Genomic DNA, 20,328 nt, shown 5'->3' with positions numbered 1-20,328 from the left:
ACACACACAGGGGCTGGAATACATACGGGTATGTCATTTCACTTCGTGACCTTCGGTTCCTGTGACCTAAAAATCAAAAAACTATAAACACATGAAATCGTTAGCAATAATCATTTTGTCCGGTTTGCTTGCATTTTCTGCACTTTCCGGATGTGAAAACACACATGGTGAAGAACAAGATATGCGCGTAAAGACCGGACTTGAAGTTCTGATTGATCGTGACTTTGATGTACTGCAAGACAAAAGGGTCGGACTCATTACCAATGCCACGGGTGTGGACGGTAATTTGCTTTCTATTGTGGATATTTTCCATGATGCCGAACAGGTGAATCTTGTTGCCCTTTTCGGACCTGAGCACGGTGTCCGGGGGGACTATGACGCCGGGGAGTATGTTGAAAGCTATACTGATGAACGGACGGGTCTTCCGGTATACTCTCTTTACGGGCCCACACGCAAGCCCGGTGAGGATATGCTGCAGAATATTGACGTCCTGGTTTACGATATCCAGGATATCGGCGTGCGCTCTTACACCTATATCAGTACCATGGGACTGGTAATGGAAGCTGCCGCCGAGCAGGGCATTGAGGTTGTTGTGCTTGACCGTCCCAATCCCCTTGGAGGAAACCGTATTGAAGGCAATCTTGCTGAGGAGGGATATTTCTCTTTTGTGAGCCAGTATCCGATCCCTTACGTTCATGGTCTCACCGTTGCCGAACTTGCCCAAATGCTCAATGGCGAGCAGATGCTTGAGAATGGGATACAGACAGACCTTGAAGTTGTACCCATGGAAAACTGGGAGCGCAGCATGACATTTGAGGATACCGGACTGCACTGGGTACCTACTTCGCCGCACATCCCCCATGCCAGATCACCCATTTTTTATGTGGCTACCGGTATGTTTGGTGAGCTTCAGATACTCTCCGAGGGTGTCGGTTATACCCTGCCTTTTGAAGTGTTCGGAGCCGAATGGATCGACCCGGACAAATTGGCTGCCGAACTGAACAAGCTGGAACTCCCGGGAGTGATATTTCGTCCGGTCTCCTGGCCTGCTTTCTACGGAAGGGATGAAGGAAAGCGGCTGACCGGGGTCCAGATTCATATCACAGATTACACCGAGCTGGATCTGACATCACTGGGTTTCCGCTTTCTTGAAGTGCATAATGAACTCTACCCGGATAAAAACCCCTTTGAGATGGCTACGGATGACAGAATCAGAATGTTTGACCGGGTTGCCGGAACCTCTAAAGTCCGTGAGCGTTTTATGGAAAATATGCGCTATGAAGACCTGCACGACTTCCTGAATAAAGATGTTGAGTCGTTTCGTGAGTTGTCTCGCCAATACTGGCTGTACCAGTAACACCTCACCCTTTTCCAAACAGCTGTCTGACTGATCTTGCATTGCAGACTTTCAGGCTGCAGTTATATTGTACAGACTGAAAAGGCGCCCGGGATTAATTCCAGGCGCCTTTTTTTGCTTTTCTGAACCGGTTTCCTGAGCCCTTCCTCTGAGCGCCCAGTTTCTTGTGACCCCGGTGAACCGCAGTACCCATTATCAGCCAGGAGCCATAACGCAAACAGCCGACCGGTTTTTAATCCGGACGGCTGTTTGCAGTGTCAGCTGAAATCAGGAGAAGCTTTACTTTAACGGAAGTATGCCCTGTATCCCCGTATCCGGCCGGCGGACCGGCCGGGTTGTCAGGTCAGGATTCCGACTCTTTTCCACCGCCTCCGTCTCCGGGTTCTTCGCCGTGATTATTATCCTTCTTTCCAAAATCCTTGTCAAGCGGAATCAGATAAGTGGCAATAAAGGCCGGAATGGTGGCAATCATGACCCAGATAAAGAAATTGGGATAGCCGACCAGTTCCTGTATCCATCCGCTGAACATACCCGGAATCATCATTCCAAGTGCCATGAAGCCTGTGGTTATGGCAAAGTGAGAAGTTTTATGTTCACCCTCTGACACATAAATCATGAACAGCATGTACGCGGTGAATCCGAATCCGTAGCCAAACTGTTCCAGGGCAATGGAAGCACTGATCACGACAAAACTGTCGGGCAGGGATTGTGATAAGTAGATATAGACGAGATTGGGTATATTCATGGCAAACACCATCGGCCACAGCCAGAACTTGAGTCCGTGACGCGCTGCCATGATCCCCCCGAGGATCCCGCCAACAGTGAGCGCAGCAAGACCTACGGTACCATACGCAATACCGACCTGACCGGTGGTAAGCGCAAGTCCCCCGATTTCCTGAGCATCCAGGAGGAATGGTGACGCCAGTCGCACAATTTGTGCTTCTGCAAACCGGTAGAGCAGCAGGAAGGCCAGAATGGCTCCGATCTTCTCCTTTTTAAAGAACAGGGCAAATGTTTTGAGAAATTCACCAAGGATAGTCTGACCGGGTTCCCGTGTGGCAGGCTTATCCACCGTCGGATGAGGAAGCATGAACCGGTGATATACAAAAAGTACCACAAACAGTCCTGCCAGAAAGAAGAAGGTGATAGACCAGGCAAGCGGAATGTTGCCCGATCGCACCTGAAACTCGGCAGAACTGGCAAAATCGAGCTGTTCATCGATTCGAATCACCGCCATTCCGGGCACATCCCAGTTGTCTTCTGTAAAGCGGAAATAACTGCCCTCCTCAAGTGAGATACTGTTATCACCGCGTACCCGCCCGAAATTCATCACTACTTCTTCACCGGGTTCGGGCTTGTCGGACAAGTGAAAGTAAACAACTCCTATGTTGCCGGTGTATTCGGTGTCCAGCTCTACATCCTCAGCCGGACCGAAGGTATCCTGGATGAATCCTTCAAATGGGTGCAGGATATTACGACGCAACCACCCGGGGTCCTCTTTTTCTTCGGCTTCTTCCTCGGCAAGATCCTCTTCAAGTGCCGGATTGAACCCCTGATCCAGGTTCCATTGCTGTGCAAATGCAATTATGGAATCGACCTCCGCACGTTTTCTGCCTTCGGTGCTGATTTCCAGCTCTGTGGGAGTTGCCACCAGACGCAGTTCACCCGGTTCACGTTCGACCTGCATATCCTGCGGATGCATAATCTCGGTAATTTCCCTATCCGGTGCGGAGTAGGCACGGACATCGACATCATCCAGCCCGGTCACACTTTCAATAAAGCCGGCTACAATAACAAGTCCACCCTGGCCGGTCATCATGGCAATGCGGTAGAAGGTACTTCGAACACCGACAAACCATGCCTGTTCGTGTTTGCTAAGTCCGAGCATGTACAACCCGTCGGCTGCGATATCATGGGTTGCCGAGCTGAAAGCCATCAGCCAGAAAAAGGCGAGTGTCATTTGCAAAAAACCGGGCAGTGGTGTTGAAAAAGCGACACCGGCCATAGCCACACCAATCACCAGCTGCATGGTTATAATCCACCATCGTTTGGTTTTGATGAGATCTACGAACGGACTCCACAGCGGCTTGATAACCCATGGCAGATATAGCCAGCTGGTATAAAGTGCGATTTCGGTATTGGACACACCGAGGCGGTTATACATCACCACGGTGACAAACATTACAATGACATAAGGTATCCCCTGCGTGAAATAAAGCGTGGGAATCCACGCCCAGGGGTTGCGATAAGTCGGTTTACTGTTCGACATACTGTATATATTGAAAACTTGTAGTTAACACGTTCCGGCGGGAGAATACCCGGGAAAATCTAAGAAAAAAAGCCACCCCGTGCAGACCGAGATGGCTTTACAACCCGTGAAAAGTTCGGAGATGTACAACCGGCCGGTGTTAAACCGGTCAAATACCGGTTTTGAAAGCAGCCGGTTGCTCTCAGCTGCTTGAAAGCTTATCAGTTGTCAGCCACTAACAGGACACGCTCAATGTCGTCATTATCTTCGTTTGGATAGAGCACCATGGTGTAGTTGCGGCTTTCATCGAACTCAACCTCTTCTTCAAAAATCACATCGGTGTCATCTGCCAGTGTGAGTTTTAAATTGTATACACCGGGTTCAACATTACTATAGAGCGGCATTTCGGCAGGTGCCGAGCCGTCATCCGGATCACTCGAACCACCTTCATTGTTAAAACCTATATCAAAGGCAAACAGGCTTTCCTGGTCAATTCCCTCGTTTGGCTCTGTAAGATAAACATCCACAACGTCCAGACCGGATACGGCATGAAGTACCCTGACTCTTGAATATCCTTCCCTGTTGGGTGTATCCTCAATCTCCATGCTCCGGATGCGCACATTGCCGGTGGAATCAGGACCGTGCATGGCAAATACCGTAAAGCTTCGCTCAAAATCGAAGAAACGGATGTCGTTTTCCTTGTCCGCCATTTCATCTCTGACAATCAGGGTATCTCCCTGGTCATCCAGAAAACCGTCAATATTTCTTCCGACAGCAACATCGGCAAAGTCGGTCATATCACCAAACTCAAGCCCGGTGAATACGACTTCATCTTTCTGGAAATAGCTTACCGGGGAAACCGCCTCGGGGGCTATATTGACAACCCTTACGGAAGCTTTGCCGTCGGGATATTCGTTATCGGCTTCAAAAATATCGCATGCATGCAATGTAAAGACCAGCAGAACCACTGCAATGGCATTGAGAAACAATCGTGTCATAATAATTGATATTTGGATGGAAAAATGTCCCTGTTATGAAGTATACATTTATAACAGGAAATATAAAAAAAACTTTGAGAAAATGGGACAGAAAAGCACTTTTTTTGTCTCCCGTGTTCTGATCACTTATTGAAAATCATTTTCCTGGTCTCCGTGTAGCTCCCTGCAGTAAGCCGGTAAATGTAGACACCCGATGCCAGATTGCCGGCATCAAACTGTACATTGTGCGTTCCGGCCTGAAGGGACTCGTCTACCAGCACAGCCACTTCCCTGCCGAGCAGGTCATACACGACAAGACGGGCATGCGTATGCTCAGGCATCCGGAAAGAAATCGTGGTTGTCGGATTAAACGGGTTGGGATAATTTTGCTTCAGTTCAAACTCCCTGCTGACAAGCGGCTCTTCATCAGATGATGTAATCACCAGCTGATCTTCCCCCGGAGCACTCTCAACGTTATTCCGGCTTAGCGCTGTAACGAAATAACGATATTCTTTGCCTGCATCTTCTTCAGACAATTCATCGGTAAATGATGTTTTTCCGGTTACGATCCGGATGAGCGACGGATCGGCAAGAATATCCTCCACAGTACGTCGATCATTCGTTTCGGTTCGGTATACGGCGTAACGGAATCGTGCATGATCTTTTCCGGCGGGGTCCGGTTCATCCCACTCCAGTTCGGCACTGTAGTGTCCGGGATTTACAACAAAATTTCTTGCCCGATTCGGGGCGTCCATGTCATGCCAGGGCATCGGCGGAACAATGGCCTCTGTTCCATACCGGTCATAACCGCCGCTTGTGAATATATCCCAGTCTGCAGAAATACTCTGATACCGGAAAAACATCTGCCCTTCGGCGCCACGGGTACGGGTGGTATCGATTTGGCGGTGTATCTCGCGCCGGACATCACTGCTTGCCGGATTGGTACCGATATACAGATGCCGGTCGTTTTTGCGATTCTGAACCCAGTCGCTGACAATAAATTCAAACCGTGGCGCATCACCTATGGTCCAGTAAATTTGCGGTGCGATATAATCGATATGTCCTTCTTCAGCCCAGTGGCGACTGTCCTGATAGACACTGCTGTAACCCCACAGAGCACCCCATCCGTCAGCACTGCCACGGTCATAATGACCCACAGGTGCCGCACCAATTTTCATCCAGGGTTTGATCCGGCTAACCTCATCATGAACTTCCTTTGCGAATTCATTGATGTTATGACGCCGCCAGTTATCCAGCCCGGAAATATCGTCGGGGTTGTGCTCGGACATGGTTTCGGAATCGCTGGTGTATCCCCCCTGATTGTAGCGGATGTAGTCATAATGTATCGCATCGATGTCATAATTCTCGACAAGTTCCACGATATTTCCGACCATCCATTCACGCGCCTCGGGAATACCGGGGTTCAGCCAGACATCATCCTCAATCCATTCGGGATTGCTGTGTCGGACATGCGGCAGATCTTCTTTCTGGCTGTCATTATCATTTCCGTAAGCCACATTGAAAATATTGACCCAGGCATGCAGTTCCATACCCCGTTCATGGGCGGCATCGATCCATTTCTGAAGCGGGTCCCATCCCGGGTCTTCTCCCGGTTCACCGGTCAGGTTGTATGCCCAGGGGAGCCGTTCACTCTGGTACATGGCATCGCCCCGGCCGATTACCTGCAGGACTATCGCGTTGAGGCCCAGTCGCTCGGCGCGATTCAGAATGTTTTCCATCCGCTCTTCGGGCGGAGGCCAGCCCGACCCTCCCCAGTCCAGGCCGCTGTAAACCGTTGCCACCCATACTCCGCGGAATTCATGTTTTGGTGCTTCATGTGCGCCTGCCTCTGCAGACTTAGCCCCGGCCGATACAAGCAGAAGGGCAGCAATAAAAAAGATCGGTAACCTTGTCATTCTTTATTTTATAGTCGATTGTTTTTTCGTTTTTTTTTGAATGTTGCTGCGTGACAGGCCGCACTCAGAAACATCACATAATATACCTATTTCATCAATATCATGGATCTGGATTCCGTGGTATTTCCGGCCCGAAGTCTGTAGAGATAGACACCGGAGGCGTTTCCGCTTGCATCCCAGGTGATGGAATGTGAACCTGCGGATTTTTGCTCGTCAACCACTGTCTCTACCAAACGTCCCGTCACATCAAAAATTTCAATGGTGACGTGCGATTGCTGAGGCAGTGAGAAGGAAATGCTGGTCGTCGGGTTGAACGGATTCGGATAGTTCTGATCCAGAGAAACCTCTTCTGCAACCAGCCTCTCATCTTCGGAAGAAACAGGGGTGACTTCCACCTTCACAAAATCGCCTTCAACATTGTTCCGGCTTGCTGTCGTCACATAATAGGTAAACTCGTCGCCGTCTTCGTCCGGATTGATCTGATCAGTGAATGTCGGTTCTCCGGTGATTGCGACAATATTTCCGGCGTCCTCAATCACCCCGCTGTCGTCAAGAACGTTCACCCTGTCCACACGATAAACAAGATAGCGGTAGAGCGGGTCCTCTTCCCCGCGGGGAGGCTCCGGCTTGTCCCATGAGAGTGTGATTTCACTGCCTGCATTATCGTAGGCCAGATCACGCACGCGATTGGGTTCGGTCATGTTCCTCCATGGCATGGGAGGCACCAGCGCCTTGCTGTCATAGCGGCCGCTGAATCCGGAAGTTGCGATGTTGTCATTGCGGAAATAGAGCTGGCCGTCAGCTCCGGCTGTGCGGCTTGTATCTATCTGAGCGCCCAGCTCAGATCTTATATTACTTTTATATGGTGCCAGACCAACGTAAATATGCCGGTCGTTTCGCTTGTTTTGCACCCAGTCATTGACGATGTGGGTATAATCCGGATCATCTTCACCTACATCGGGCCCTCCGATATCCCAATATACCTGAGGAGCGATGTAGTCAATATATCCCTGCTCGGCCCAGTAGCGGCTGTCCTGATATACGGAGTTGTACCCAAGCTGTGCCCCCCAGCTGTCCGTGCTGCCGGCATCATAGTGACCAATTGGTGTGACCCCAACCTTCACGGGCACACCCAGGTCCTGAATACCCTCATGGACCTTTCTTACAAACTCGGTGACATTGTATCGCCGCCAGTTGTCAATTCCTGAAATATCTTCGGGGTTGTGGACTGACATCAGGGAATCATCACGATTATAAGCCCCTCCCGGGTACCGGATTCGATCGAAATGCACTGCATCGATATCATAGTTTTCAACCATTTCCAGCACATTTTCCACGTGCCATTCGCGGGCTTCCGGGAAACCGGGATTCATCCAGCCTTCGTGCTCCATCCATTCCGGATTGGTAAAGCGTACATTGGGAATATCCGCACTTTCCGTAGCGTCGTTTCCCGACGCGTAGGCGGTTGTAAATGCGTTGAACCAGGCATGCACTTCCATACCCCGCTTGCGCGCCTCGTCAATGACAAACTGCAACGGATCCCATCCGGGGTCTTCTCCGGGAGTGCCGGTCAGGTTGTAGGCCCACGGAAGGCGTTCGCTCTGATAGTAGGCGTCACCGCGCGCCGAAGCCTGGAAAACAATGGCATTCATGTTCTGATCCTGCAGCTGATCCAGAATATTGATCATTTGCTGCTGCTGGGATGACGGATCGTTGCCTGACGGCCAGTCGAGTCCCCACGCAGTGGTTACCCAGGAACTCCGGAATTCGTATTTGGGGTGTTCCGTCTCACCGGGGTTGGCATAGGCGGCAGAGAAAGAAAGCAGTGCAATGAGTGCACCAGTCAGTGAAAAAGAGATGGCTGGACGCAGTGATTTCATAACGTGGGTTTGTGTAGATGCTGGTAATATGGAAACTGCGGAGAAGTCATTGCTCCTCCGCAGTTCGATATTGCATCCGGCCGAAACCGGATACATGTCCCTGTAAGTGAATTTTTGCCGATACTATTTGACAAGCATCATTTTGCGGGTCATTTGCAGAGACCCCGATTCAAGACGGTAGATATACATGCCGGACGACAGCCCGGTACCGTCAAAGGTTACCTCGTGTGAACCGGAAGGCAGCTCTTCGTTGACCAGTGTGGTGATCTGCCGGCCAAGCGGATCGTATACTGTCAGACGGACATGATCGTTCGACGGAACTTCAAACCGGATCTCTGTGGTAGGGTTGAACGGATTCGGATAGTTTTGGTCCAACTCTAACTGGTGAGCTACCATTCCGTCATCTTCTGCCGAAACCAGAGTGATGTCAGCCTTTTCGAAATCACCCTCCACATTATTACGACTGATGGCGGTAACGTAGTAGACATAGTCTTCATCAGATGCCCCGACTTCAGGTTCATCCGTAAATTCGCGTTCACCTGTGATTTCTACGATTCGGGCAGCGTCATCAATGATTGCCTGATCGGAAATAACCTCGCCGGCCTTGGCCCGGTAAACGACATACCGGAAAAACGGATGGTCTTCTCCTCTACCGGGATCGGGTTCCTCCCAGGAAAGCGTCACGCTGTTGCCTTCTGTATCATACGAAAGGTTGTTGACTCTTCCGGGAGTGCGCATGGACATCCATGGCATGGGCGGTACTATCGCCTTTGACCGGTAACGATCACCAAACGGATTGTCAGAAATGTCCTTATAACTGAAATGCATGTGTCCGGGGGCCGGTGAGTTGCGGACGGTGTCAATTTGAGCCTGTAATTCTGGTTTGATTTCGGCCCGGTAAGGTCCGGTACCGATATAATAATGCCTTCCCCTCATGTCATTGCTCCAGTCATCGACAAGCCACTCAAAACGAGGGGCATGTTCTCCACCGTCTCCCGGCGCTCCGATGTCCCAGTAAAGCTGAGGTGCAACATAATCATGCACCTCTTCTTCAACCCATCTTCGGCTATCCTGATAGTACTGGGAATAGCCGTAGCCGGCCGCCCAACCGCCTGATTGACGATAGTGGCCTACTGGGGTGGAGCCTACTTTTACCCAGGGTTTGACATCTTTTACTGCAGCATATACATCACGGGCGAAGATGTTGATATTCTCACGCCGCCAATCACTGATATTGTCTTTGCCGGACGGATTGTGTTCCTGCATCAGACTGTCATCCCGGTCGTAGTTTTGCCCATAGCGTATAAAATCGAAATGAATGCCGTCCACATCATAGTTTTCGACAATTTCGACTACGTTACCGACGATCCATTCTCTTGCATCGGGAAAGGCCGGGTTGATCCAGCTCCAGGTTTGATCATATGTTGGCACCTTCTCAATCCATTCCGGATTGGAATAGTATACGTGCGGGGGATCGCTGTCCGGGCTGCGATCGTATTCTGCCCGGTTAACCATGTAGACATTGTACCAGGCATGGAGTTCCAGCCCCAATTTGTGAGACTCTTCAATTGCAAACGCAAGCGGATCCCATCCGGGGTCTTCCCCGGGAGTGCCCTGGTGCTCCGGACCGGTCAGCCAGCTGGACCAGGGAAGTCGCTCGCTTTCGTAAAAAGCATCGCCTCTGGGCACCACCTGAAAGACGATCGCATTAAGACCCATTTCCTTGGTGTTGTGGATGATGTCACGCAACGCATCTTTCTGCTCGTCCGGATCGGTGGTTCTTGGCGGCCAGTCCATGGCTGCAGCAGTTGCCAGCCAGTACGAGCGAAATTCTTCTTTAGGTGGTTCAGGTGATTCGTTTTGAATTGCATTCTGAGCTGTGACCGTTGATGAGAACATTAAACACAGAATCAGAGCAGCAGTCGGCAGTAGATAGTGTTTCATAGTTTTTCAATTACAACTTTTCTGAATGGAATTGCTTCATTTTATTATTAGTTCTGAAAGGTATGAGATACCCTTCAGGAAGTCCCTGTAGCTTTTGTCATGCAATCTGGAAGGGCTACCAATTGACAGTATAAGAGAATCTGATTTAAAAAAAAGTAAAATCTTGACATAAAAAAATATAAAAAAAGGGGCACCCCGTTTCAAAACAGGATCCCCCTTTAAATCAGGATGCCAGGATTGATCTAACCTTGCAGAATCACCTTATTTTACCAGCATCATTTTGCGTGACATTCTGATGTCGTTGGCTTCAAGGGTATATATATAGGTACCCGAGGAAAGACTGGTTGCATCAAAAGAAGCAGTATGGCTTCCGGCCTGCAGGTTGTCATTTACAAGTGTTGCAACTTCACGGCCAAGCACATCATATACTTTTAGAGTAACCATTCCGGACTGCCCGATCTCAAAATTGATTTGAGTTGCAGGGTTGAACGGATTCGGATAGTTTTGTCCAAGGTCATAACCAGCAGGTACTTCAGAAAGGACTTCGTCCACACTGGTGTCAATCACAAGCAGTTCATCCCGTTCAAAGTACTGGATTCCGGGAAGACCACCCCGGTCAAAAGCACCCAATACCATTCCAAATCCGTCAGATGATATAGCCATTGTTCTGTAAACCGGATTGTAGGGATCTGCATCTCCAAAATGCCACATTACCTCATCAACTACCTGGTATTCACCCTGATCGTCCGGTGCAAACCCATAAACGGTCAGTGCGTCCCATCTGTCGGGATCCGTCAAAGGCGCTCCTCCGGTACCGGAAGCAGCAAAATAAACAACGCCAGTCTGCGGACAGACAGCACTTGCACCGGGATCCATACCGATGAATCTCATGGTATCAATGAGTGCATACCCGCTGAAAACGTCACCTTCATACACTTCGACTCTTCCGCTGACCGTAGTGGTATCGTCACCGTCAACAAATTCAGTGGAAAAATCGGTGGGTTGATACACGCGGGTACCCTCCCGGTTAACGACAATATTTCTGGCAAAGCCTGATCTGTTGTCGGTTACTACAGCAAGCTCATTCATATCAGGATCAAGTATTCCAATAGGATGGCCGGGGAAAACAGCAGAATGGAAAAGATACCCTTGTCCATCGATTGCAATATGTTGTGCCTGGCCACTGGTGACTTCATAGTAGTCAAGCAGTTCACCATTGGTATGATCAATTTTGAGGATATAGGCACTTACTTCACCTACCCAGTCACCGGCAGCATTGCGGTACCGGTGTGAAGAAATCACGATATCACCGTTCTCATCAGCAGCCAGACCGGTTATGGGGGCAAAGTAGAAAGTTGAATCTCCGGCAGCTACACTGTGAACGTAAGGTACGTCCTCGCAAGGCTGGCCTTCCGTATCGTAGCAGTAAACGAAGTTTCTTGGCCCGTCATCGGTTGCACTTGAGTAATACGGAGCTGTCCAGAGATTTCCGGCAGCATCAAATGCCGCTCCGTGTGAGTTGTCGATGGAAGTATCAGGCGGGATTACCGTTTGAAACTCCCAGTCGGAACTCTGAGCTATTGCGTACACTGGCAAAAGCATAGCAATTGCCAGTATTTGTAACACCTTTTTCATAGTTGTCTCCTGTTATTTGTTTGTGATGTTATTTGCAGGCTTAATGCCAACACTCAACTATTGCTTCGCAGGCAATATATATTCTGATAATATACTGATTATTCAAACTTGGCAACAACAAACATTACATATGTAAAAAAATATCAAAAGGTACCATAAATCTGCGCCATTTCCTGCTCCATTTCGAGGATAATTATTTCTGTCATCTCTGAGCTCACGATATTGACGAGCAGTTGGGTCGGATCAATCGAAGAGACGGCAAAATCTCTGGCACCAGCCGGCACAATTCCCGGATACAGCTCTTCAAGCTGATTGTTCCTGTAAACCAGGACAGATTCTTCGGTATCAGTGGCAAGCACCATGTCACCATCAACGGTGAATACCATGTCTCTGATCAGATATTCCGGGCCCGGGAGTTGTAGATACAATTCTTCGTTTCCGAGCGTATTATCAGCCAAAATTTCAAAGCGGTAAATGTTTGAAGATTCAACGTCATCCGTTTCGCGTATAGCAGCTGCATAAAGATAGCCGTCGTGCACCCTGATTGCATTGATGTCACCTTCAAACCGGAAGCGCTCTACGCTGGCAGGTATATCATCGGGGTCATAGGAATCCAGGTCAATTCGAACAAGATCGGCATTGGGACCGTCGCCATTTCGTCCGCCACTCCACATGAAACCATTCTGGTCAAACTCCAAATCCTGCATTCGTGTACGGTTGCCTCCCAAATCAGGTTGAGGCCCAAGAAAGATCTCCGGTACAGTTTGCCCTGGCTCTGCTTTGTAAATAATGGGAACCGTTGCTCCACGTACACTGTAAAGAGCTCCGTCGGGGCCATGCTGAACCTTGTAATAGGTCCAGTCTTCGCCATCAACAAGGTTTTCGCGCTCTCCATCCCGATCCATGCGCAACATTCCGTCAAAACGATCACTCAGGATGTTTACCGCTATGAGTTCTCCATTGAAATCGGTCGTAATACTTCGTGGCTCGTCGGCACTTTCAAATCCCGGAAATGCGGTAAATACAGATCTGAGACTATAATCTGTTTCCGAGTATTGTTCGGATCCAATCCTGACAACCCTGATCCGCCGTTCATTACCGGGATCATCGGGAGGAGTTACAAGTATTCTGTCGCTTTGTAATTCCAGGATGGTTGCCCTGCTGGTACCGAAATAGACGATGACGTCATCCGGATTGGCACCGAAATCTTCACCCATAATCACTACGGGTTCCAGGCCGTCCGGAGTGATAGATCCGATTCCGGCATAGGCCGTATTTTCGGGAAATGTTTCTGATATGACCGGGTCGGGATCCCCCTGCCATTCCGGATCAAAAATAACATTGCTGTCTTCAGTGCAGGCTTGCAGGGTAGCTGTCATCAGAAAAGCACCTGCCAACAGGCAGATTTGATTTATGGTATTTCTATTAATAAACATTCGTTTGATCCAATATTTTAGAATCCGAATTGAACGGAAAAGGTGTTTACGTTGCTGAACACGTCAAAGTTTGTGTAGGAGTAATCGATAGCAAGATTAATGGATCCGATTGGCTGCCGGATTCCAAATCCCGCTGAAATTTGCTGGGTGTCTGTCGGATATCCGTATCCGGCACGAACGGCTACCCGCTGCAAGAAGGTGTATTCCCCTCCCAGGATAAGTTGTTCATCGAAGTCCCTTGGCCGGTTGGCATCAATGCTGACGAGAAATGAGTGCATATCTCTGTCGACATCAAACAGGTCCATGACATCCATGGAAACACCGATCCGAAAGGTTAAGGGCAGCTCGCTGTCGGTTTCATTGAAAGAAACATCACTGGAAAAGTTGCGGACAGACATCCCCAGCTTCAGGCTTTCAAACCCGGTCAGATAGAGCACACCGAAATCAAAGCCGATAGTTTCTTCTCTGAAATCGTCACGAACCAGACCGCCCCCCGAGGTAAGTGAGCGGGTCGCAGATCCCAGATCCATGGCGATGTACTTAAGATTACCGCCAACGGAAAACCGGCCGGTCAGCGCCCGTGAGTAACTGAAGCCTACTGTATAGGCATGCGGCCGGAAGGTTCCCAGCCTGTAGTACCCCTTTTCACCAGGACCTACAATCGTCTCATCGATATCACCATAATCCACCATGACGAAGTTGAGTCCGAATACCCCATAGCGACCGTCGCCCGGCCGGTAAGCAACCGCACCCATGTTATAGTCGATGCCGTCAATCCAGTTCACCATACCGAACGACATATCCACATTTTGTGGCAGTCGTGATAAAGAAGCAGGATTGTAGAGCATGGAATAGGCCGAATTGGCTTCTACAGAAGTCATGGCCGTTCCCATTCCGGAAGCTCTTGCATTGGTGGATACACTCAGAAACTTCATGGTTGTCTGAGCACGCTTTTCACGCTCCTGTGCAATGGTATCACTAACCAATAGACAGCAAAGGAGCAGCAGGACGGAGGATATAAATAATTGCTTTCGTTTCACGATCAAACCTTGTTGAGTTGTTAAATGAATTTCGTGTTGTTACATGACCACTACGAGCTTGCGGGTCGTCCGCTCGCCGGTTTCCAGATTATCAAATACAACGATGTAAATACCGCTGACAACCAGCTGCCTGGATCTTGTTCTCAGATCCCAGCTGGCATCTCCGCTGCCGTCACGGTGCTCGATGGTCTGCACCAACTCTCCAAGCTCCGTGTATATACTTATATCAGCTTCGCCGGGAACATCAAAGAAGGCAACCTCATCGCGTGTGGTGAAGCGGAGATTGTCATCGTCAGTCCGCACATAGGGATTGGGTGCGATGGCAATTTGCGACATGGCTTCACCAGCCTGACGCTGAAGTCGTGCCGGGTCAAACGTCTGTGTGTAGTACCTGCTGCTTCTCAGCGCTCCTGCCGGTGTACCCGTTGCAGGATCTCCGGTTTGATCCGGCCCCACTGCAGAGATGTAGTAGTAATAATCCCTTCCTCGAATAGCCGTTTCATCCACAAAAGATCGTTCCGAGGCATCGGCAACATGAACCAGGTGCGCTGTACTGTCATAGCGTTGCTGTGCACGGTAGATTTCAAAAGCTTCAAGCTGCCCCTGATCCCCATCATACTGCCAATCCAGGAAAATTCCATCACCTCCGGAGTTAACCTGAAAAATACTCGGTGGTTCCGGCGGCTGCGGAATGGCAAAGTCGTTGTTATAGTTCAGAATAGCCCGCTCGAATGTCTGCAGAAGGGAATCCCGCCCAGTCATTACCCACTCGTTTTTGGCTCTATCATCAATGATCCCCGTGGAGCCATCTATCCTTGGCCCCTGGGCATCAGATGTCCTGTCCTCAACATAAGCCTTGTACTTTTCTCCTATTTCGCGGGCCATTTCCACACTCAAGCCGGATACCCCTTCCACCCAGACAATGCGCACCGACTCTCCGGGTGCCAGTGTATAAGGTCCGTATGCTTTCATGGCAGACATGCCTCCGGACGTACCCAGCCTCGGATCACTTTCCTGATCCGCAAAATCAATAAACTCCGAAGCGCTATGCACCTGATAAGCGTGGCGTGACATTACCCCTCTGTTCATGATATTGTACTCACGCTGCATTCTTGCGCGATTGAACGGATCATTTGAAGACTTCAGATCGTCATCAGAGTTGATGTGGCCAAGCGTATACGGCTGATTCATGTCGTTGGAGGGATCACCCGGTCCGGCATCAGCATGGATAGTGGCATGACCGACAAAATGATGCGCCAGCAGATGCCCCAGTGTATCAGCAAGGCTCATAAACTGGGTGACCGGATCAATTTGCGGTGCTCCAATATTGTTGTAGTCAATTCTGCGTTCCGGCTCGTATCCATGCCAGGCATAGGAGGCGCGCATGGGCGGGCCACCGTCTGAAAACGGTTCGCCACGCTCCTGACCCCGCAGGCCATCACCCCACCTGTCATTCATGGTATTTCGGCCCCATCCGGTGTGGTTTGCCACGAGGTACCGCGACTTTCTGACCGGTGAATAGCGAAATTGAAAGTAGAAAAGCAGGTCTTCCAGTGTCTGTTCAGGAATATCGTTGTACTGGCCTGTTTCATTAGTTATGGTATAATCCATGATATGGTAGTTATCATGGTGCTCCTGACTGAACTGATGGATTTCCCTGGTGAAAGTCACACCCATGGAAGTCCGGACTGTATTCCGCAGCATTCTGTCAGAGGGCAAATCGGGATCGATTTCATCGGGTATCACCTGTTCAAAGAAGGTAGGAACACCATCGACAAACACTTCCGGTGCATCAAAGCGGGAATAGAGGGTAAACTCCTGTGGAAAAAAATGATCCGCTCCCAGTACTCTCGGTCCTGTGTGAATTACCTTGTAGTCGAACGGTGCATTGACCCCATCATCAAAGCCGCGTGAACCGATCCAAAAGGCTTTGGTTGCCTGGGCGTCCTGGAATTCAAAAATGGCAGGCCAGCGCAAACCGTATTGCTGAGAGGTTACCAGCCCGTGCTCCCGTTCATTGCCGATTTCTGAATACCAGTTATGAAGAGATCCTACATTCAGCCAGGTGGCATCCTGGGCAGAAGTCTGACCGCTGAGCAGCCAGAAAAAGGCCACCCAGACACATAATGCGGTCTTGCATATTGAGATGAAATGATTTCTCATAGATACGTTCTCTGATTACAATAATGATTAAGTCTATTTGGATTAAAACCGTACCCGGATTCCCCAGAATACATTTCTCGGGTTCAGGAAGGTGAAGAAAGTATGGTTGGGCATTTCGATGTAAGCCTTGTCATCAAGAACCTGATCTACATGGTTCTGATCCGCCTCGATGAACACTCCGTCCCGGTACTGATAGTACTGCTCATCACGAGTATCAAAATAGAGTGCACGCTCATTCGGACGCTCGACATTATCAAGATTGACGATCGGCTCGATAGGCACAAATTCGACACCGGATTCCCGGTAGTCACCGGGCCGGTCACTGCCGGGAACCGCTGCATAGTCGAGCTCGTCAAGAACCTCCCGGGGCAGATGCAGCGATCTCATGTACCGGTTGTAATCTTCACCATCCGAATAACCGTAGCTGGCCCACTGAGACATGCGGCGTGTATTAAATACGTTGTTCATATCCATGAACAACTGAATGCGGGTTCCGGTCACCTCAAATTCGCGGCTTACACGCATATTAAGATTGTAGTAGTCACGCCACTGCACATTGTTCACAATTCCGCGGGGAGCGGCACCGCCACCGGCCCAGGTGAAGTACCTGCCGGCCTGCCAGGAACCCAGAAAGTTCACCCGCCAGTTTTCGAGTGGATTTAATACACCCCAGTCCGGCCCGAAACCTGCCGGTGTGAAGAAGTCCAGACTGAATCTTGCATAAGGACGTGCTACCGGACGCAGCTGATCATTGGCGGTTGTTGTCCGTTCGTATTGTCGTTGTTGTGCCGGGTTTTCATACTGAGTAGCAAAATCAAACCGTCCTGTTGATGTTACCGTATAGGTATAGTTTACAAATCCCCGGAAAAACCGGCCTCCACGGCGTTCCAGTGTGGCTTCAATCCCCCGGTGATCACGATAACGGTTGGGCTGACTGATGGTATAAGAAACCTGGCGGTCGGAGCTAAGATAACTTACCAGTTCGGCATGATTGGAGATATCCGAATAGAAACCGGCTACACGTATCAAATAGTTCTGGAAGATGTTGTGCTCATACCCCAGCTCATAGGATACGGTTTGCGGAAGCGGCATATTCGGATTAGCGATACGTGCCACCCGGTCATTCAGCATGCTTTCCCTGACCATGTACAGGTTTTCGGGAGTCGGCATGGAACGGAAGTGACCGTAGTTAAAATAGAGCTTGCTCTCCACTGTAATTGGAAACGATACCCCGATTCTCGGACTTAGATAAAATTGATGATCCGTGTCGCTAGTCTGGAGCAATTCCTCCAGATTATCAATATTGCCACTTCCCAGTGCCGGATTGAAAGGATCGAATTCAAACCAATCTGTATTGGCATAGGAGTAATCAAGGCGCAGACCAAGATTGGCAACCATACCCTCAAACTCAAGACGGGTTTGGGCATATGCGCCACCCCTAAGCGGTTTTCTGTCCCAACGCGATACCGTGTTCTGGCTTGGAAGGAATTCGTCAAACCGGGCATAGTTCACTTTGCTGTGTGTGCGGACAAACTCCAGGCCTGACTTCACCTGCAGGTAGCGGTTCAGCTGACTGGTAATGTCGAAATCGACCGTCAAATAACTGACTTCACTGCTGTCGCGGGAGTTGCTCATGCCAACGCCCATCCGCATACCGTCACCGATACCGTCGGACGGTTCCGGCATGAAACCAAACGGAGCTTCGTTGGCTTCATATCCGTTGCCAAAGACCCGCAATGTCTCATCACTCCGGAGAGGCGAAGGATTGGTGTCATAGCTTGAGTGAAAGTTGCTGACCTGCAGTTCATAAAACGTATCCGAACTGATCGAGTGGGTAAATTTGGCACCAAGGACAAACCGATCCACGCTTGTGGGTGCAAAATAATCGGAAGAAAAGACCACTCCGTCCTGATAGGAATGCATACTGGGTGCGGCAGCAATATCACTGGCACCACGGAAAATACCCGGATTACCTGAATTATTATCGTTGGTACCGGTTTGTGTTCCAAACAAGGTTTCAATACTCAGCTTCATACCCCTTCCCGGCAGCAAATCAGAAGTAAGCTTGATATGCGTACTGTGATCTTCATAACGATCCCTGGAAAGAGCATACAGATACATTTCCTGGGTTCGGCGGTGAGATGCCCAGAAACGAAGATTTCCAAGTGAGTTACCTATGATGGGCATGGGGCCTCCAAAACCAATATCCAAATCGTAATCCGGATCGGTAATAGCAAAATCCTTGCGCTTTTGCCACAGGAATACCTGCTGGGCAGCAGCGGGAGAAAGGCCGTAGTATGGACTTTCCGGATCCATGTTATTTTCGGATACAGATATCCATCCTTCAAACTCTGGATATTGGCGCTGTGTATAGCGGTCCCAGGCACCATTCTGGGTACCGGTCCAGGCGACCTCATCATCAAGAAAAGGACGCATGAAGTACGAATTCGGGTCATTCGGGGAAATGCCGTAATTTTTCTTGCCCGGCGGGCGATACCGGAAGATAACATCCGCATTGTATCTGTCACGGCTTCCTTCCCTGGTCACAATATTTACTATACCGGACTGTACGTTTCCATGTTCGGCGTTAAATCCGCCGGTCTGGACCTGTACTTCGGATATAGATGTCAGGCTGACCGCCTGGTAGGGTGTGTTGTCCCGCTCGTCACGCAGACTTACCCCGCTCAGTGTCCACTGGCTGTACTCTTCCCCAAGACCGCGGATGGATCCGCCCTGAATACCGGCCTGAAGATTAACCACGCTTTGAATGTTGGTTACCGGCATACTTTCGATCTGTTCGGAGCTGATATTTGCCCGGCTTGAAGAAACATCCCGCTCAACCACAGGCCTTTCGGCAATCAGCACAACTTCATCCCCGACAAACTCCTGCTCACGAAGCTGGAAGTCAACAATAGTGGTCTGATCGATGTTTACCCGGACGTCTTCCATGACTACCGTGGCAAAGCCGACGGCACTGGCACGAAGCGTATAGGTTCCGGGTGGAACATTTACAATGGAATAGTATCCGTCCAGATTGGTTGCTGCACCGATTTGCAGTCCGTCAATGATGACGTTTACACCCGGAAGGGTTTCGTCTGTCCCGGCGACGGTCACATCGCCTGATATCCGGCCGGTTTGCGCAATGACACTGCTGCTTAAAAAAAGCAGCGCAAAAAATAACCCCGTAAAACGCCTGGAAGCGATTCGAGAGAAGGTTGGTGTATTCTTTCCTGACATAATTATCGCGTTGTAGACATGTTGTTTATTTACGTAAAAAAAATTAAAGCCCTGCTTTGCAGGTAGGCACGTCAGTCTTTTCCGGCAGTAGAATCATACATACAATGCCTTGAGGCTGGTTTCTGTACTAATTAGGGAGGTGTGGCTGCTGTGCTTGATCATAATGTCCCTGGATCACTGATCTTTCAATGATCAAATATTCTCAATTTCCTGTAGTTTGTCAAGAAAAATTTTAAACAATTATTAACATCCTGCCGGATATCAAAACACCCTGAAAAGATAATGTATTCTGATGTAAACAACCGTGAGGGTTTCCGGGTAAGTATTCGGGAAATGATCCCTGAATCCGGACAGAAGACAAGAAGCTGCCACCCAACAAAAAATCATGAAATATTAATTATTTCTCATTATTATGGAATACACAAGTCAGGGACATACAATTTTAAGGATGCAATGGGGTAACGTCACCAATTAAAGCACGCCAATATTTCACCG

General features: G+C 49.5%; 11 protein-coding genes. 1 reads left to right on the top strand and 10 read right to left on the bottom strand.

What is annotated here, in order from left to right:
• Nucleotides 1-91 precede the first annotated feature (91 nt).
• Complete coding sequence (locus NATSA_RS11305) at nt 92-1,357, top strand: exo-beta-N-acetylmuramidase NamZ family protein (RefSeq protein ID WP_210512707.1); 1,266 nt, start codon at nt 92-94, stop codon at nt 1,355-1,357.
• Between the two features lie 343 nt (nt 1,358-1,700).
• Here the strand turns inward: NATSA_RS11305 and NATSA_RS11300 are convergent, their stop codons facing one another.
• The 10 genes from NATSA_RS11300 to NATSA_RS11255 form a co-directional block, all read right to left on the bottom strand.
• Complete coding sequence (locus NATSA_RS11300; protein WP_210512706.1) at nt 1,701-3,626, bottom strand: MFS transporter; 1,926 nt, start codon at nt 3,624-3,626, stop codon at nt 1,701-1,703.
• Between the two features lie 200 nt (nt 3,627-3,826).
• Nucleotides 3,827-4,603: a DUF4397 domain-containing protein gene (locus NATSA_RS11295; protein WP_210512705.1), complete on the bottom strand. Its 777-nt coding sequence runs from the start codon at nt 4,601-4,603 to the stop codon at nt 3,827-3,829.
• A gap of 122 nt (nt 4,604-4,725) precedes the next feature.
• Complete coding sequence (locus NATSA_RS11290) at nt 4,726-6,498, bottom strand: family 10 glycosylhydrolase (protein WP_210512704.1); 1,773 nt, start codon at nt 6,496-6,498, stop codon at nt 4,726-4,728.
• Between the two features lie 86 nt (nt 6,499-6,584).
• Nucleotides 6,585-8,378, bottom strand: coding sequence for a family 10 glycosylhydrolase (locus NATSA_RS11285; RefSeq protein ID WP_210512703.1), 1,794 nt, complete (start codon nt 8,376-8,378; stop codon nt 6,585-6,587).
• 123 nt (nt 8,379-8,501) lie between these two features.
• On the bottom strand, nt 8,502-10,277 hold the full coding sequence (locus NATSA_RS11280) for a family 10 glycosylhydrolase (RefSeq protein ID WP_210512702.1): 1,776 nt from the start codon (nt 10,275-10,277) through the stop codon (nt 8,502-8,504).
• Between the two features lie 306 nt (nt 10,278-10,583).
• Nucleotides 10,584-11,957: a T9SS type A sorting domain-containing protein gene (locus NATSA_RS11275; protein WP_210512701.1), complete on the bottom strand. Its 1,374-nt coding sequence runs from the start codon at nt 11,955-11,957 to the stop codon at nt 10,584-10,586.
• Between the two features lie 143 nt (nt 11,958-12,100).
• Nucleotides 12,101-13,336, bottom strand: coding sequence for an IPT/TIG domain-containing protein (locus NATSA_RS11270; RefSeq protein WP_210512700.1), 1,236 nt, complete (start codon nt 13,334-13,336; stop codon nt 12,101-12,103).
• A gap of 74 nt (nt 13,337-13,410) precedes the next feature.
• Entirely contained in the window at nt 13,411-14,433 is a 1,023-nt protein-coding gene (locus NATSA_RS11265) for a PorV/PorQ family protein (protein ID WP_210512699.1), read from the bottom strand.
• A 39-nt stretch (nt 14,434-14,472) separates the two neighbouring features.
• Complete coding sequence (locus NATSA_RS11260; RefSeq protein WP_210512697.1) at nt 14,473-16,596, bottom strand: phage tail protein; 2,124 nt, start codon at nt 16,594-16,596, stop codon at nt 14,473-14,475.
• Between the two features lie 42 nt (nt 16,597-16,638).
• On the bottom strand, nt 16,639-19,833 hold the full coding sequence (locus tag NATSA_RS11255) for a TonB-dependent receptor (protein ID WP_210512695.1): 3,195 nt from the start codon (nt 19,831-19,833) through the stop codon (nt 16,639-16,641).
• Between the last annotated feature and the right edge of the window lie 495 nt (nt 19,834-20,328).

Source organism: Natronogracilivirga saccharolytica (assembly GCF_017921895.1).
Lineage (GTDB): Bacteria > Bacteroidota > Rhodothermia > Balneolales > Natronogracilivirgulaceae > Natronogracilivirga > Natronogracilivirga saccharolytica.
The sequence above is the reverse complement of the archived record's forward strand: the minus strand, read 5'-3'. Positions and strand labels throughout refer to the sequence as shown.

What these genes read in the sequence shown, in the direction of transcription:
- NATSA_RS11305 (WP_210512707.1), top strand. Translation starts at nt 92, where the DNA reads ATGAAATCGTTAGCAATAATCATTTTGTCCGGTTTGCTTGCATTTTCT.
- NATSA_RS11300 (WP_210512706.1), bottom strand. Translation starts at nt 3,626, where the DNA reads ATGTCGAACAGTAAACCGACTTATCGCAACCCCTGGGCGTGGATTCCC.
- NATSA_RS11295 (WP_210512705.1), bottom strand. Translation starts at nt 4,603, where the DNA reads ATGACACGATTGTTTCTCAATGCCATTGCAGTGGTTCTGCTGGTCTTT.
- NATSA_RS11290 (WP_210512704.1), bottom strand. Translation starts at nt 6,498, where the DNA reads ATGACAAGGTTACCGATCTTTTTTATTGCTGCCCTTCTGCTTGTATCG.
- NATSA_RS11285 (WP_210512703.1), bottom strand. Translation starts at nt 8,378, where the DNA reads ATGAAATCACTGCGTCCAGCCATCTCTTTTTCACTGACTGGTGCACTC.
- NATSA_RS11280 (WP_210512702.1), bottom strand. Translation starts at nt 10,277, where the DNA reads ATGTTCTCATCAACGGTCACAGCTCAGAATGCAATTCAAAACGAATCA.
- NATSA_RS11275 (WP_210512701.1), bottom strand. Translation starts at nt 11,957, where the DNA reads ATGAAAAAGGTGTTACAAATACTGGCAATTGCTATGCTTTTGCCAGTG.
- NATSA_RS11270 (WP_210512700.1), bottom strand. Translation starts at nt 13,336, where the DNA reads ATGACAGCTACCCTGCAAGCCTGCACTGAAGACAGCAATGTTATTTTT.
- NATSA_RS11260 (WP_210512697.1), bottom strand. Translation starts at nt 16,596, where the DNA reads ATGAGAAATCATTTCATCTCAATATGCAAGACCGCATTATGTGTCTGG.
- NATSA_RS11255 (WP_210512695.1), bottom strand. Translation starts at nt 19,833, where the DNA reads ATGTCAGGAAAGAATACACCAACCTTCTCTCGAATCGCTTCCAGGCGT.